The organism is Enterococcus sp. AZ104, assembly GCF_050546705.1.
GTDB lineage: Bacteria > Bacillota > Bacilli > Lactobacillales > Enterococcaceae > Enterococcus > Enterococcus faecalis.
This window is the reverse complement of sequence record NZ_CP172952.1, coordinates 847,501-862,362: the sequence shown is the minus strand read 5'-3', so window position 1 is coordinate 862,362 and position 14,862 is coordinate 847,501. Positions and strand designations below refer to the sequence as shown.

General features: G+C 36.0%; 14 protein-coding genes and 2 riboswitches (1 of these 16 only partly in view). Of the genes, 6 read left to right on the top strand and 8 right to left on the bottom strand.

Features of this window, described 5'->3' with window-relative positions:
• The first annotated feature begins 40 nt into the window (after nt 1-40).
• On the top strand, nt 41-187 hold the full coding sequence (locus tag IGJ37_RS04215; RefSeq protein WP_002384758.1) for a hypothetical protein: 147 nt from the start codon (nt 41-43) through the stop codon (nt 185-187).
• 120 nt (nt 188-307) lie between these two features.
• Complete coding sequence (locus IGJ37_RS04210) at nt 308-946, top strand: sugar O-acetyltransferase (RefSeq protein ID WP_002365472.1); 639 nt, start codon at nt 308-310, stop codon at nt 944-946.
• A 45-nt stretch (nt 947-991) separates the two neighbouring features.
• On the opposite strand, the gene IGJ37_RS04205 is transcribed toward IGJ37_RS04210, so the two are convergent.
• From IGJ37_RS04205 to IGJ37_RS04185, 5 genes are all read right to left on the bottom strand, one after another.
• Nucleotides 992-1,423 carry a VOC family protein gene (locus IGJ37_RS04205; RefSeq protein WP_002382065.1) on the bottom strand — a complete coding sequence of 144 codons (432 nt, stop codon included), beginning with the start codon at nt 1,421-1,423 and terminating at the stop codon, nt 992-994.
• A 66-nt stretch (nt 1,424-1,489) separates the two neighbouring features.
• Nucleotides 1,490-1,969, bottom strand: coding sequence for a GAF domain-containing protein (locus tag IGJ37_RS04200; protein ID WP_174120970.1), 480 nt, complete (start codon nt 1,967-1,969; stop codon nt 1,490-1,492).
• A gap of 234 nt (nt 1,970-2,203) precedes the next feature.
• Nucleotides 2,204-3,421: an amidohydrolase gene (locus IGJ37_RS04195; protein WP_002406990.1), complete on the bottom strand. Its 1,218-nt coding sequence runs from the start codon at nt 3,419-3,421 to the stop codon at nt 2,204-2,206.
• A complete protein-coding gene (locus IGJ37_RS04190; protein WP_174120971.1) occupies nt 3,418-4,668 on the bottom strand; it encodes an amidohydrolase family protein in 1,251 nt (416 codons plus the stop codon). The genes IGJ37_RS04195 and IGJ37_RS04190 overlap by 4 nt, the downstream gene beginning before the upstream one ends.
• Nucleotides 4,669-6,330, bottom strand: a complete 1,662-nt coding sequence (locus tag IGJ37_RS04185) for a peptide ABC transporter substrate-binding protein (protein ID WP_002363656.1) — start codon at nt 6,328-6,330, stop codon at nt 4,669-4,671. It abuts the gene before it with no gap.
• Between the two features lie 380 nt (nt 6,331-6,710).
• On the opposite strand from IGJ37_RS04185, the gene IGJ37_RS04180 reads away from it, so the two are divergent.
• Nucleotides 6,711-8,381, top strand: a complete 1,671-nt coding sequence (locus tag IGJ37_RS04180) for a PucR family transcriptional regulator (protein WP_192211720.1) — start codon at nt 6,711-6,713, stop codon at nt 8,379-8,381.
• A 54-nt stretch (nt 8,382-8,435) separates the two neighbouring features.
• Here IGJ37_RS04180 and IGJ37_RS04175 read toward each other — a convergent pair whose 3' ends face one another.
• The 3 genes from IGJ37_RS04175 to IGJ37_RS04165 all read right to left on the bottom strand — a co-directional run bounded on the left by IGJ37_RS04175 (nt 8,436) and on the right by IGJ37_RS04165 (nt 11,243).
• Nucleotides 8,436-8,861, bottom strand: coding sequence for a universal stress protein (locus tag IGJ37_RS04175; RefSeq protein ID WP_002358161.1), 426 nt, complete (start codon nt 8,859-8,861; stop codon nt 8,436-8,438).
• Complete coding sequence (locus tag IGJ37_RS04170) at nt 8,861-10,459, bottom strand: Nramp family divalent metal transporter (RefSeq protein ID WP_002382010.1); 1,599 nt, start codon at nt 10,457-10,459, stop codon at nt 8,861-8,863. Before IGJ37_RS04170 ends, IGJ37_RS04175 begins: the two co-directional genes overlap by 1 nt.
• A gap of 268 nt (nt 10,460-10,727) precedes the next feature.
• Entirely contained in the window at nt 10,728-11,243 is a 516-nt protein-coding gene (locus IGJ37_RS04165; protein WP_016616422.1) for an AAA family ATPase, read from the bottom strand.
• Nucleotides 11,244-11,557: 314 nt separating this feature from the next.
• Nucleotides 11,558-11,725: riboswitch (M-box (ykoK) riboswitch) on the top strand.
• Nucleotides 11,726-11,769: 44 nt separating this feature from the next.
• Here IGJ37_RS04165 and IGJ37_RS04160 point away from each other — a divergent pair.
• The 3 genes from IGJ37_RS04160 to IGJ37_RS04150 form a co-directional block, all read left to right on the top strand.
• On the top strand, nt 11,770-13,542 hold the full coding sequence (locus IGJ37_RS04160) for an ABC transporter permease subunit (protein ID WP_325814710.1): 1,773 nt from the start codon (nt 11,770-11,772) through the stop codon (nt 13,540-13,542).
• Between the two features lie 88 nt (nt 13,543-13,630).
• Nucleotides 13,631-14,410: an ABC transporter ATP-binding protein gene (locus tag IGJ37_RS04155; RefSeq protein WP_002360638.1), complete on the top strand. Its 780-nt coding sequence runs from the start codon at nt 13,631-13,633 to the stop codon at nt 14,408-14,410.
• Between the two features lie 62 nt (nt 14,411-14,472).
• A riboswitch (M-box (ykoK) riboswitch) is annotated at nt 14,473-14,640 on the top strand.
• Nucleotides 14,641-14,704: 64 nt separating this feature from the next.
• Nucleotides 14,705-14,862: the 5' portion of a hypothetical protein gene (locus IGJ37_RS04150; protein ID WP_002358168.1), read on the top strand. It continues 103 nt past the right edge of the window; 158 of the gene's 261 nt are visible here — the first part of the coding sequence; it begins with the start codon at nt 14,705-14,707; the stop codon falls past the right edge of the window.

Genomic DNA, 14,862 nt, shown 5'->3' with positions numbered 1-14,862 from the left:
TCCATTTACACTATTTTCAATTAGAAAGGCGGTGATGTCTATGTATGCAATCAAATTTTTTCATGGCTATTTAACTGCAGATGGTAAACGTACGCGAGATAAATCAGGTTGTTTAGTTTACCACTCTGAAAAAGAAGCACAAAAATTAGCAGATAAAATTGGCGGGAGAGTTAAAAAAATTGGATAACCTTAGGTAAAGGATAGATAAGCAAGGCTATTTTGCTATCTATCCTTTTTTATTTTACATATTCCTCGACTTATTGTATTGATTTGATACAATAGAGAAAAAGCCTAAAGGAGCGCTTACATGAAACAAAATGACTTTGATTATATGCAAATGTTAAAAGGTGAATTATATTACGCCCCCACCATTTTACCCGAAAATAAATCAACAAAAGGCAAGGTGTTAGCTCAAAAAATCAATCAACTTCCTATCGATAACGTGAAAGAAATTGTGGCCCTAGAAAAAGAATTATTAGGAAAAACTGGCAATGAGTTATATATCACCCCACCCCTCTATGTAGATTACGGTCGCCATATTGAGGTAGGAGAAAATTTTTATGCAAATATGGATTGCATTTTTTTAGATGTAAACAAAATCATCTTCGGTGATAATGTCATGGTTGGCCCTCGTGCTAGTTTTTATACTGCCGGCCATCCAATTGATCCAACGATTCGAACTGCAGAATTAGAATTCGGGACGCCAATTATTGTTGAAGATAACGTGTGGATTGGCGGAAGTGCCACCATTTTACCTGGCGTTACAATTGGAAAAAATGCTATTGTCGCTGCTGGTGCTGTGGTTACAAAAGACGTTCCTGCCAACACGATTGTTGGGGGTAATCCAGCAAAAGTCATTCGCAAAATTGATGAAAACGATCAGCAATTTTGGACAGAAAAGCAACGGCAGTATCAAATCGCTAAGAAGCAATTCTTTCATGAATAAAAAATCCCCAATCCAATGAAAATAACGGATTGGGGATTTTTTATTTTAATCTTCTTCATAATAATTAAACATCCAATGGATGCCAAACTGATCTTTTAGGGAACCATACTTTTTGGACCAAAAAGTTTCAGATAATGGCATTGTAACAGTGCCACCTTCAGATAATCGTTTAAATAAGCGATCAATTTTTTCATCATCATCTGTGCTAACCACGAGCGAAAGGTTATTTCCTTCCGTAACTTCAAAACCAAACATATCAGGAACATCTGAAATCATTACATAGGTTCCTTCAATAATGATACTTGCGTTCATCACTAAATCCTTTATCTCGTCGTTTATAGGATGCTCAGGATCCTCAGGTGCTTCGCCAAAAGTCATTAAATTTTGACATTTTGTATCAAAAACATCTTCATAGAACGCAATTGCTTCTTTTGCTTCACCTTTAAAATTTATATACAGCTCTAACAAATGACTCACCTTCTTTCATGATCAAATTTTATACTTTATTTTCTCATGATTTGTCAGAAAGCAAAAATAGTCTGCTTAAAAATCTGATTTTTCTAGTAACAAGGTAACAAATTTTTCCAAATACAGTTGGTCAACCGCATCATAGCTATTTGTTACACCACTATCAATATCTAAAACACCGACCAATTGATGATTTTTTACCATCGGTACAACGATTTCAGACATCGCAGCTGAGTCACAAGAAATATAATTGGCGTGTGTCTTCACGTTATCAACAATCAATGTAGCTTGTTTTTCCGCGGACTCACCACAAACACCTTTGCCCATTTTAATTCTGGTACAAGAGACTTTCCCTTGAAAAGGCCCCAAAACTAATTCTTCATTTTTATATAAATAATACCCAACAAAAACGGTGTCTGGTAACGTTTGTGCAAGTAACGCGGACGAGTTTGCTAAATTTGCAATAGCATCCGTTTCTATTTCTAACAAACCGCTCAATTGTTGTAAGCACAATTCGTAGGCTGCTTTTTTGTTTTCTCTCGTTTGTTCAGTCATGCTTGGTTCATCTCCTTCATTTTGTCTTATTATAAAGGAAGATACGCAAAAGTGCTATGTTAAAGTGAGTCAAACAAACTTGAAACGCTGATCCACGTTGTGAGCAGAAGCACTTTATAAGGATTAAACTGTGACGAGTAACCGCTGGACTGACACTATGCGTTGCTCAGAGCTGAACCCTGTTTCCTCTGTTTGGCTTTTTAACATTCTATTTCTACCTAATTTTAAAGCAAGTTAAACCCATTGTCCTTTCAACATAATCTGGCGTTTCTGCGGTTTTCTAGCAATCACTTCTGCTGTAGAAGCTGCTTCTGTAAAGATAAAGTTTGCTTCGTCGCCTTCTGTAAACCAAAGACGTTCTTCTTCAAATGAAAAAGGTGCTTCTTTGCCGCAGCCATGGACGTAAGCTTGAGTAAGTTGCTCTTCTGTAATCTTTCCTGTCATTTCACAAAAATTACGTAATTTTTCAAATAAATCACCTGAAACATTAGAACTCCAAGAGTCAAAAAAGCCATCACTACCTAAATGAACCGATACACCAGCTTGGCGTAACACATCAATTGGTGGCAATAAATAACGAGGATCATAGGGAATTGTAGACATAATCGCTGTTTGATGCGTTGCCAAGCGTTGGTATAGTTTTTCTTTTTCTGCTGGTCGTACATCTAGCAGCGCAAAGGCGTGACTGATAGCGGTTCGCTGAGTAAATTTTCGTTCTTCCAAAATGTCTAAAAATTTATCAATTGTATAAACACCCACTTCCCCCGTATCATGCAAGTGAATATCGATTCCTACTTGAAATTCTTCTGCCAGATCGAAAATGGTTTCTAAAGATTCTTCAATTGCATAATCAATGCCTGCAGGATCTAAACCGCCAACCATTGTTCCACCATTTTTTAGGGCTTCTCTCATGAGTAAAACCGTTTGGGGATTTTTTAATAATCCATGCTGTGGAAAGACAACAATATCATAATCAATCACATGCGCATATTTTTCTAAGGCTCTTTTGACGCCCCAGAAGTTTTCTAGTTCTACATAAGGATCAATGTTGACATGTGTCCGAATATAAGAGGCTCCATAACCAATTAATTTTTCAATCATGGCCGTCGCTCGTTGTTCTGTTGACGGAGCTAACAATTTAAGTTCACTGGCTTCGTCTGCTAAACGCTCTTTTAAATTCTTAACAGGTTGGCTAGCACGCCAGCCTAATGAAAGGTAGGTTTTATCTAAGTGATTATGGCTCTCTTGAAAAGCGGGAATAGCCAGTTGTCCGTTTAAATCAGTGCCTTGTTGCTTTTCAGTGACTTGATTTTGCGGAATAATCGCTTGGATTTTGCCTTCTTGAATCGCTAAAGTATAGCGTGCGGTTTTAGTATACGTTAATTCGTGGTGGTCTTTAGCAAAACCAGTTTCTAAACGAACATTATTCAAATAAACAATGGATGCTGTCATTCTCTTTCCCCCTTTTGAACGGCTTCAACCAGTTGTCCTTTTAGTATCAGTTGTTGGATTGGCTGTTGGCGTGCAATCACGTGAGCAGTGCTCTCAGCATTAAATAGTAGGAAATCTGCAGAATCGCCGACGTTAGGCCAAACTCGCTGCCCGTTAGGATCAAGAGGCGTTACAAAATTACTCGCTAAGCCCCATAAACGATTCAAGCGATACTCATCGCTAATTTTAAATCTTTGAGCGGCTGTATTTAATTTTTCTATTGTATTGCCACTGCCAAAAGGCGACCAATGATCCGTCAAACTGTCATGAGCCACGGAAATCTTAACACCTTGTTCAACCAAGGTTGGAATCGGCATGGTGGTCATTCCAATTGGTACAGTCGAAGTCAAATCAATACCTGTTTCGATAAATTTTTGCGCAATGTCTCTAATTGCTGCTTCTTCTAAGCTCCCTAAGGCTAAAGCATGACTTAAAGTGACTTTGCCAAACATCTTTGCTTGTTCTGTATAATCAACAAATTTATTAAATTCATAAAGTCCCAAAGTATCACGGGCGTGTAAATGAACATCAATTTTTTTATTAAATGTGGTAGCTAATTCAAATATTTTTGCGATTGAATGATCCACATGACGATCCACAAGGGCTGGATCAACGCCGCCGACATGAGTTGCCCCCATGCGTAAGGCTTCGCGCATCAAAGGTTCGACTTGTGAGCGGAGTAATCCGTGTTGAGGAAAAGCCACAATTTCATGAGTAATGTATTGTTCATATCGACTAAATGCTTCTTTAGTGATTTCAATATGTTTCGTTCCAATAGATGGATCTACATTACAATGACTGCGAATATGATAATGGCCTTGTTGAATATACTGCTCAATAACTTGGCAAGCACGTTCTAAACTAGTTGGTAATTGTTCAGGCAACAGCCAAGTTTCTTCTTCAATACGTGTTAAAATTCCTTTCGTTAGTGGACGACAGGCCTTCCAAGGTCCCCCAAAATACGTTTTATCAATATGAATATGCATTTCTCTTAGAGCAGGTAAAACGAGTTGCTGATTCACATCGATAACTGTTTCGTTCTCTAAAGGCCTTAACTGCGGTGCGACCGCAGTACAGACCTCGTTTTCAATTCGAATATCATAGCTAGCTGTTTCTGTCGCAACAATTCGCTGATTCACAGTAGAAAATCCTGTTTCTAATTTACAGTTTTTTAAAAGCATGACAAACCCCTTCCTACCTTCATTCAATTAGTTAACATAAGCCCATTTTAAACTGTACGTAGGTCCAAATGAATGCCAATACAGATCCTTGATTTTTTGATTAGCTAATACAGAAATGCTTCGATTGTAGATTGGTGCTAAAACCGTTTCCTGATTCACCAAAATATCTTGTGCTTGAGCAAAGTCATTTAAACGAGCCTCTTGATCAGCCGCATGTGTTGTTCTAGTTTCTTGAATTAATTGATCATACGTATCACTCTTGAACGTTACGCCGCCCAAGGTACTATCCGAAGTAAAGATGCGCATAACTGTTAATGGATCACGATAATCGGTTCCCCAACCAGATAATTCTAAATCATAGTCTCTCGTTTGATCACGATCAACACGAATAGTAAAAGGAACTTGAGTAACATTCACTTCTAATCCATCTAGATTTTCTTCCAATTGAAATTGGAAAAACTCAGCAGCTTTTTTGGCGCTGTCTGTATCATCTGTTAAAAATTCTAATTTGATTTTATCCAGCCCAATTTCTTTTTTCCCTTTTTCCCAGAATTCTTTTGCTTTCGCTGTATCGTAGGTTAAGTAGTTATTTTTCTTAGCAGCTAGTTTTGTGAAATCTGTTCCATCTGGCGCAATCGTTTGTCCTGGCGGAATTACTTGATCTGTAGCCGTTGATTGATCTTGCAAGACTTCTTTTACAAAACTTTCTTTATCAAAAGCTTGTGCCAACGCTTTACGAATATTGTTGTTCGCTAAAGCCGGATTTTCTTTTCCATCACGAACACTGTTCATTTTTAAAAAGTATGTGACGAATTGAGGAATTGAAAGAAAGGCTGGATTATCAACATAACCAGGAATAAATTCACCACTTAGCTTATTCACTACATCCAATTCATTCGAGTCAAACAAATTCACCGCTGTCGTTGGGCTCTTAATTACTGAAACTTTCGCTTCTGTTAATTTAACTTTTTCAGCATCCCAATACGTATCATTTTTTTCGTAGGTCCAGTCATCGGAAGAGGCATTATCCCATTCTTTCAATTTAAAAGGACCATTATAAATCAAATGTTCTGCATCAGTGGCATATTTATCCCCTTGTTCTTTGATATATTTTTCATTTTGCGGAAACAAAACAGGAAACGAAAGCAAAGATTTCAAATAAGGGGTGGGCCGTTCTAAAGTTATTTCTAACGTTTTATCATCTAGCGCCTTAACCCCAAGAGTATTCACATCTGCGCCTTCTAAAGCAATTTCCTTAGCATTTTTAATGACATCAAAAAATAAAGCTTGATGAATCGACCCTGATTTAGGGGAAGCAACTTGTTGCCATGCATAAACAAAGTCATTTGCTGTTACTGGATCATCATTCGACCATTTGGCATCTTCTCTAATCTTAAATGTATAAACGGTTTCATCTTCAGAAATCGCTGGTTCTTCGGCAGCGACCCCCAACTCTAATTCATCTTCTTTACCTAAAACATAGAGTCCTTCATAAACTTGATTCATGACTAAAGTCGAGGTCGTATCCCCCGCTGTGTGTGGTTCCATTGTCGAAATAGCCGCTTCAGAACTAATTGCAATTTTTTGTTCCGCTGCTTTGTTACTATCAGCCGAGTTTCCCGTTCCCGCCTGACAAGCCGTTAAAGCTAAAAGCAAACCGACGCATCCTAACATTTTTAATTTCTTCATACCAATCCCTCCATTTTACAAACTATAACCTTCAAATTTACCAGAATTTTCTGATAAAATATAGAAAAAGAAGCATATCTGATAAGAGTCTCAAAAAACTTACAGATTATAGAAATACTTGAGAAATTTAAAGTAGCTGAAACAATAGTAAAAGCATTAAAAATTAAGTATACTATTGCTATATCTTTAAACGATGCGTTTCTATAGGTTGTAAGCGCTGATTGTTCTTATTTGGTCACTTGTGACTACCAATCACGTGATGACTTGGAACTTTTTTCTATTAGTATAAGGATACCTTATTTTCCCTAAAATAGTTTTGTAACATCTTACAATAAATACACTTAATTTTTAGATAATTCATACAAAAGGAGGCCTTGCTAATGATGACGGTCAATGATCTACTCCATGCAGAAGAACTACCTGGTTTAACCTTATTGACGCACGAGACCAATTTAGATGCGCCAATTCTACAAGCAAATATTTTAGAAAATCCTGATGCTTTTGACTGGTTAACGCCAGGAGAAATTTTATTAACTACCGGCTATATTTTCAAAGATCAGCCTTGCTTGCAAAAACGTCTTATTCAAGAACTAGCAAATATGAACTGCGCTGCTCTAGGCTTTAAAGTCCAACGTTATTTCAATGAAGTTCCACAAGAGATGATCCAATTAGCGAATGACGTCGGATTACCAATTCTCTCAATACCTTATAATTACAACTTTTCTCAAATTATTTCATTGGTCAATCGCCGAGTCAATCAACCTGACGAAACGATTAGCCAACATTCTGTTCATATGCATAATAAATTTTATACAATTATCAAAGCTGGCGGAAAAAGTACCCAATTACTGGAAGTATTAAGTGCCGCGATTCAAGCGCCTGTAATGCTTTTAGACGAGCATTTTCAGATTATGAATCATTTTGATTTACCTGATGCGCCAACAAGAATCACCAGTATTTTAAACAACGCGACTCTCAAAAAACAGTTTGAGACAGCTTTAAAAGCCCAGAACAATGAGCTCCTATTATTTTATAAAGAACCATTGACTGTTGAATTTTCCTTAGCGAATCATCAGTTATCTTTGCGAATTTTACCCATCAAAAAGAAAAATCTCAGCTTATCTTACTTAGTGATTTGGCAAACTACCAAAAAATTACAGACGATTGATTTATTATCTGTGGAGGTCTGTGCTCACTACCTTTTACCACAACTTCAATTAGAATCTTCGGAAAATTTAACAACGAGGCAAAAGATCGGGGCGCTGTTTCAAGACCTTATCCAAGAAAAAAATACCAATCCTCAAGCTTGGCAAGAATTTAGTAATTATCTGCAATTAAATGAAAAAGATACATTTAGTCTCTTGCTTGTAGCCATTGAACAATTGGAACAACTGTTTAATCCGACTATTCAAATGAATAGCATTGGCCATCAATTGAATCATATTTTAGAAGGATATCGACAAAAAATTACTGCCTTTCCTACACAAACTGGCTTTATTTTATTACTAGAAAATCCAGCACAAGAGGAAGCCACCTATCTTGCACAAACCACTCATCTTGCCAAGAATTTACTAGAGCAACTAATGAAACTGAATCCAAAATTATCATTTAAATTAGCGATTGGACCAACTGTCAAAAAAATCACCAATCTGTGTGATTCTTATAAATTAGCACAAGAAACATTCCACTTAGCACAAGCAAGTCAAGAATTACAACAACGAACTATTTTGAATTATGACGACCTCTTTTTTTATCGTTTAATGATCGAAACCCTGACCAAACAAGCCAAACAAAAAATATATCAACGATTGATTGAACCATTAGAAAAAGAAGATCAAAAACATGAAAGTTCCCTACTAGAAACCATCAACACCTACTTTCAGTCGAATAAAAATATTTCGTTGACTGCCACAAATATGTATGTACATCGTAATACAATTATTTACCGCTTAAAAAAAATAGAAGAGATTCTTCACTTAACTTTAGAATTTCCTGATAGTTCGCTACAACTAAGTTTGGCTGTTTATTTATATAAACAAAAATTACTATAAAAAGGCCACCACGAATAGTAAATCGTGGCGGCTTTTTTAACTGTTTCAATTTTGTTAGCGAATAATCATTACAGAAATTGGTGCATATCGAGCCATATAAGCTGCTTGGCTACCAAAAAAGCTTTTTAATTTGCTAGTTGACTTGGAGCCAATAATTAACAAATCTGGTTTATTCAAAGGAATAAGCTTATTAATAATTAATTCTCCTGGGTTCCCTTCATTGACAATTACACTTACTTTATCGATGCCATTCGCTAACGCTTCTTGTTGATATTTTTCCGTTTGTTTCTCTAATTTCGCCAACTGTTCTTGCCAATAATTTTTATCTAACGATTGGTAAACATTAATCTCTTTCTCTTCTAAAATCGAAACAATAACCAATTCAGCTTGTTCTTCTTTTGCTTTTTGGATAGCATAATGAAATGCTTTTAACGCATCTGGCGACTCTTCAACACCAACCATAATTTTTGAAAATTTCATTATTTAACCTCCTCTACTTGTTGCTCCATAGCTGCAAGCTGCTGTGCATATCGTTTATCGCCTTTATATAATTCCACAACCGTCCAAACTAACAAGAGGATGACGAGTGCTATGATGACATAGGCAATATTATCGGCTAACGTAATTTGACTCGCTGTCGGATTATCACCGAAAAATCCTTCAATTTGATCAGGTAAGCCTTTCATATTGAGGTAAATTAAGCCAATGACAGAAACCCAGCCTAACAATTTAATTAACCACGAGTTTTTAAAATGTTCACCCATTTCAACACGGCTATCTGTAAACATCAGTAAAGGCAACATCGAAAATGGCAAAGCAAATGCTAGAAAAACTTGTGAATTGTTCATTAAATTATTAATCGCAATATGCTCCTCCACTGTACTTTTTCCGCTGGTCATTAAAACACAAATTAAGACAGGAATAACAGATAACAAACGTGTGACCATCCGACGTAACCAAATTGGTACGCGCATATGAATAAACCCTTCCATAATAATTTGACCAGTTAAGGTTCCTGTAATTGTTGAATTTTGTCCTGATGCCAATAAGGCTACCGCAAATAAAATTGATAAAATTCCAGAACCTGCAATATGCGCTAAAATAGAATTACTCATAACCGCTGGATTTGATAAAGCATCAAACAAACCAAAGAATGAAGGATCTTTGACACTGCCGGATTTAAAAACGGCCACACCCATAATCAATAACAAAGAGTTAACAAAAAATGCCATCGTTAATTGAATATTAGAATCCCAAGTTGAAAAGCGTAAAGCGCGTTGAATATCGGTTTTATCTTTACGATCAATTTTACGACTTTGCACAACAGAAGAATGTAAATACAAATTATGAGGCATCACTGTTGCACCAATAATCCCCAATGCACCTGTCAATGGCGTTTGCCCATTCACCGCATGTGATGTAGAAAAAGCTTCTGCGCTAGGAACCAGCCCTTTAATTACATCTCCCCATACTGGATTTGACAATGCCACTTGATAAGCAAAAATCACAAAAATAACAACAATTAAAGCAACAACAATAGCTTCAATTTTTCTAAAACCAATTTTTGTCAATAACAACAAAAGTAAAACATCAAATACCGTAATGAAGACAGCCAGACCTAAAGGAATATGAAATAATAAATATAAGGCAATTGCGCCCCCGATAACTTCAGCGATATCTGTAGCCATAATTGCTAACTCTGTTAAAATCCATAATACAATACCTAACGTCTTACTAGTTCTAGCACGAATCGCTTGTGCTAAATCCATCTGTGAAACAATGCCTAATTTAGCAGCCATATATTGGAGCAACATTGCAATCAAACTGGAAATTAAAATAATCGACATCAATAAATATTGAAAATTTTGTCCCCCAGTAATTGAAGTAGACCAGTTTCCTGGATCCATATACCCCACTGCTACCAATGCTCCTGGACCTGAGTAAGCAAATAACGTTTTCCAAAAACTCATATTTTTAGGCACGTCGATGGTGCCATTAATTTCTTCAAGCGAAGGACCATTTGCATATTCAATCAAATGATGTCTTTGCTTTGGTTCATGTTCTTCTGAATTTTTCAATTCAATTCCTTCTTTCGTTTTGCAATAATTTTAAAAGGCCCTTCCCGTTAGAAGGTTAACCTCTAATATATTTTAGGTACACCTAAAATATACTGCTAAAAATAACAAAATGCAAGACTTGAAAGAAAATTTTGACAGTGTAAAAATAGATTGTCGTAAATGTGCGATCTTAAAGTTTGAAGAAATCAGGGTAGCTGGTAGTTGATTATCTTAAGAAGTAGAAAATAAGGGACCTAAGTCATTTCGGCTTAGGTCCCTTATTTTATTTTTATTCGGTTATTCTATTAAGAATGGATGCTACAATTTCTGTCGTGTCAGCTGAATGATTTCTAAAAATCTCGGTAAACTTAATCTGACGAAAACCTTCAAGTACTTCGGGCAACTTATTTTTCCCCCATTCAAAAGTTCCATCATTTCTTTTCAATAATCTCTGTAAAATTTCTTCTTTCTCGACCGCTAACAAAAAATGATAAACGTCAATGCCAGCTCGTCTCAAATAACCAATCAGCTCTTCTTCATATTCTTTTTTATAAAGGGTCATTGGAACAATAATCGGCCGTCCAGACTCTTTGGACATTCGTTTTAATAAATGAGCATTCCAGCAACGCCATTCCTGATACTCTTGAAAATCATTTTCTTTCATTTCTTCGGGAACTAACTCCATCAATGCACTACCAATAATTTCTGGATCATAAATGATTGCATTGGGAAGTTTTTGTTGTAACTCATGTGCAATGGTCGTTTTTCCGGCTCCAAACGCACCGTTTAACCAAATAATCATCATAATTTCCTTTCTTCTGAACAAATTTCTTTGTTGTTTAATTTAGGTGCTAGATTACTTTTAATTTTTTTAGCCATTCACTTATAGTTACTACTTACATCTTTAACAGTAAACGAGACAAACTAAAAATACAACATCCTACGCTATTAACCTTGGGTTATATAACATACTCATCTGATAATTTCTCCCTAAAAAAACAGAATGTGGGCAATCTTTTTAAGAATAATTGAATAGAATAACAACAAACAGTAATTCAGGTATAACCAGCTAGAAATTGTTTTATTTTTAGTCACGAGTATGATAAGCATGTAAATCAAATAGAATCATATTAGGTGAGGTTACTCTGAAGAACACAGGTTATCGCTCGGAAATGTCGAGAGACAGTAACGAGTAAAGCAGGGATTGTCGAATTAAGGCTTTCCTAAGATAACTAGAATTTTTTTCTTACGTCTCAGAAAGCCAAAGCTCAATTATTGTGATTACCCTATAATCTTCTTCTTTTATTCGGCGACCTCTTTAATATGATTAATTGGAGGTTTTTAAATTGAAAGCTGTCACTGCATCATCTAAGAAAAATACCCTACTTGCTAAAAGTATCGGGAATCTTACCTTGCTCATCATTTTAGGCATTTTCATTTTTATCATCGTCTTCTCTTGGCTAAAAATGAATCGCCCTCTTCACACCCTTCCCTCAGAAGAATTCCTCGCAACACCAAGTAAAACAGATGATTTCTTATCTCCATTAAATCTTTTTTACTTTTCAATTCGAACCATGTTTCGAATGATTGTGGGGATGGCTTGGTCCTTCCTGTTTTCCTTTGTTTTTGGTATTTTAGCCGTAAAATATAAAACGGCTCGAAGAGTCATTTTACCATTAGTTAATTTCCTTGAATCTGTTCCATTGCTAGGTTTTTTGACCTTTACAACTGCTTGGTTACTTGGTTTATTTCCAGGAAATGTGATGGGCGCAGAAGCGGTTGCTATTTTTGCCATCTTCACAGGTCAAGCTTGGAACATCATGTTGACTCTTTATCAAATAATGGAAGTTATTCCTTCAGATCTAGTCAATGTGACCGATCAGTTCAAGTACAATGCTTGGGAAAAATTTTGGCGGCTTGAATTTGTTTACTCAATTCCTGGCTTACTTTGGAACGTTATTATTTCTCAAACTGCGGCTTGGTTTGCCTTGGTGGCCAGCGAGCAAGCTTCTGTTGCCTTTCCTAAAGAAACCAACCTTTATTTACCAGGAATTGGTTCTTATATCCAAGTAGCATTAAATCGAGCCGACTTTAAATCCTGTTTATGGGCTGTTTTTGCCTTATTAATCAATGTGGTGATTTTAAACTTTTTAGTTTTTCAACCTTTAGTTCGAGCCACTTATTATTTTAAATATGAAACAGATGTCGAAAGTACGACGCCACCTAAATCCATCATTTATCATTTATTAAAAAAAGCAACTTTAACGAAATACTTTTCAAAAGCTTTTGTGAAATTCAGTCATTTTTGGATTTACGATTTACCAAAAGTTTGGTACTTTTTCAAGCTAGACTATCTCTATCGATTACTAGCAAAATTACGCCATTTCTTCAAAACATTATGGTATGTCAGCTTAACCATTATTGGGGTTTATTGTTCTATTAAGCTCTATCATTTTTTGCCCCATCAAGATTTCAGCATGATTCCTAGATTAACCCTTTATACTACGCTACGGGTTACCTTGGCTATGGTCGTTGCTGGCATTATCTTTACTCCCTTAGCAATCTGGGTTGCGAATGATAATCGGCGCTTAAGTATCGTTCAACCGATTGGACAAATTTTAGGCTCCATTCCGTCAAATGTTTATACTCCATTCATTGTGTTGATTATTAGTATGGGCTTCAACAAATTAGAATGGTGGATTTTACCACTCATCATGGTTGGTTGCCAATGGTATTTTTTCTTTAATGTAATTGCTGGCTACTTAGCCATCCCTGATGATATTCGTGACGTAACCAAACTTTTTAAATTATCTAAATGGCAATGGTGGACAAAATTTTTGATCCCTTCTATTTTACCTTACCTCATTACAGCAATTATTAACGCTGCTGGTGCTGCTTGGAACGCTGATATCGCAGCAGAAAGCATTCAATGGGGCAAAAAATCAATAGATGTTACTGGCCTAGGACAATATATTGCGGCAAACGATGGCGTAAAAGATAAATCTGCCTTAGGAACCTTAGCGATGTGTTTCGTTGTTGGTTTATGTATCGCCTTTGTTTGGCAACCTTTATATCGAGCAGCAAAACAAAAATTTCACTATTAATAGCTGGACGACTCAACTCGACTAAATTTTTAAGATAAACTAGAGAGGAGAACGATAGGTGATTTCCCTTGACCTATCTAATAAGACGATGGAAAATAAAGAATTATTAAGCATAAAATCAGTATATAAAGAATTTGAAATTGAAGGACATTCAGAACATTTAAAAGTCCTTGAAAATATTGATTTAACAGTTAAAACGAATGAATTTTTAAGTATTATCGGACAATCAGGAACAGGAAAATCAACGTTGCTCAGAAGTATTGCTGGACTTCTTCGTACAACTAGAGGTGAAATTACTTTTGAAGATAAAATCATTAATGAGCCTGATGCCAATATCGGCATGGTTTTTCAACATTTTGCCCTTTTTCCTTGGTTGACAGTTGAAAAAAATATCAGCTTTGGCTTAGAAAACCGTAAAGAAATTTCTCGCGAACAAATAAATAAAAGAGTCAGTAATCTCATTGAAATGATTGGTTTAACTGGTTTTGAAAAAGCTTATCCCAGAGAGTTATCTGGTGGAATGAAACAGCGTGTAGGCTTTGCTCGTGCTTTAGCCATCGAACCTAGCTTATTGCTCTTAGACGAACCTTTTTCAGCTTTAGATATCATTACAGCCAGCCAATTATCTAACGATTTATTAGAAATTTGGCTAAACAATCAAATTGCGACTAAATCAATTGTGATGATCACGCATGATGTTCAACAAGCAGTTCAACTTTCTGATCGGGTTGTATTAATGGATGCAAATCCTGGTCGTATTGCCAAAATTTACTCAATCGATATCCCCAGAAATCAACGTTCGCCAAAAACAACCATTGATATTGTAGAACAAATAACAGAAGAAATGGTTCGTCGCATTCATTTGTAAATAGAACTGTTTTGACTTCTGCTTATGTCTTGACAAAGAGTTACTTAAAAGACTATTATTTCTTTGTAATAAGTTAGGTGAGGCTCCTATACAAACATAAGCTATTGCTCAGAAATGTCGAGAGACACCAATGAGTAGAACAAGACTGGTCGAGGAGAAGGCTTTTCTCAAAATAGCTAAGAGTGATCTTTACGTTGTATAGTGCTAAAGCTCAACGTTCATGTTGATGTATCTTTTTAGTCTCTAGTTAATCAGTTAAGTACTTTTATTTAAAATTAAGAGAGGAGTGAAAGTATGACTACTATGTTAGCAATCATTGGAACTGTTGCAATCATCACAGTTCAAGTTATTGAATATAATATGACAGAAATTCATATTCCTACTGCAGGAACATTTAATGACGACGATGCAGAACCCCCACATTCTTCTGTAACCCTTGTATTTATTCGCAC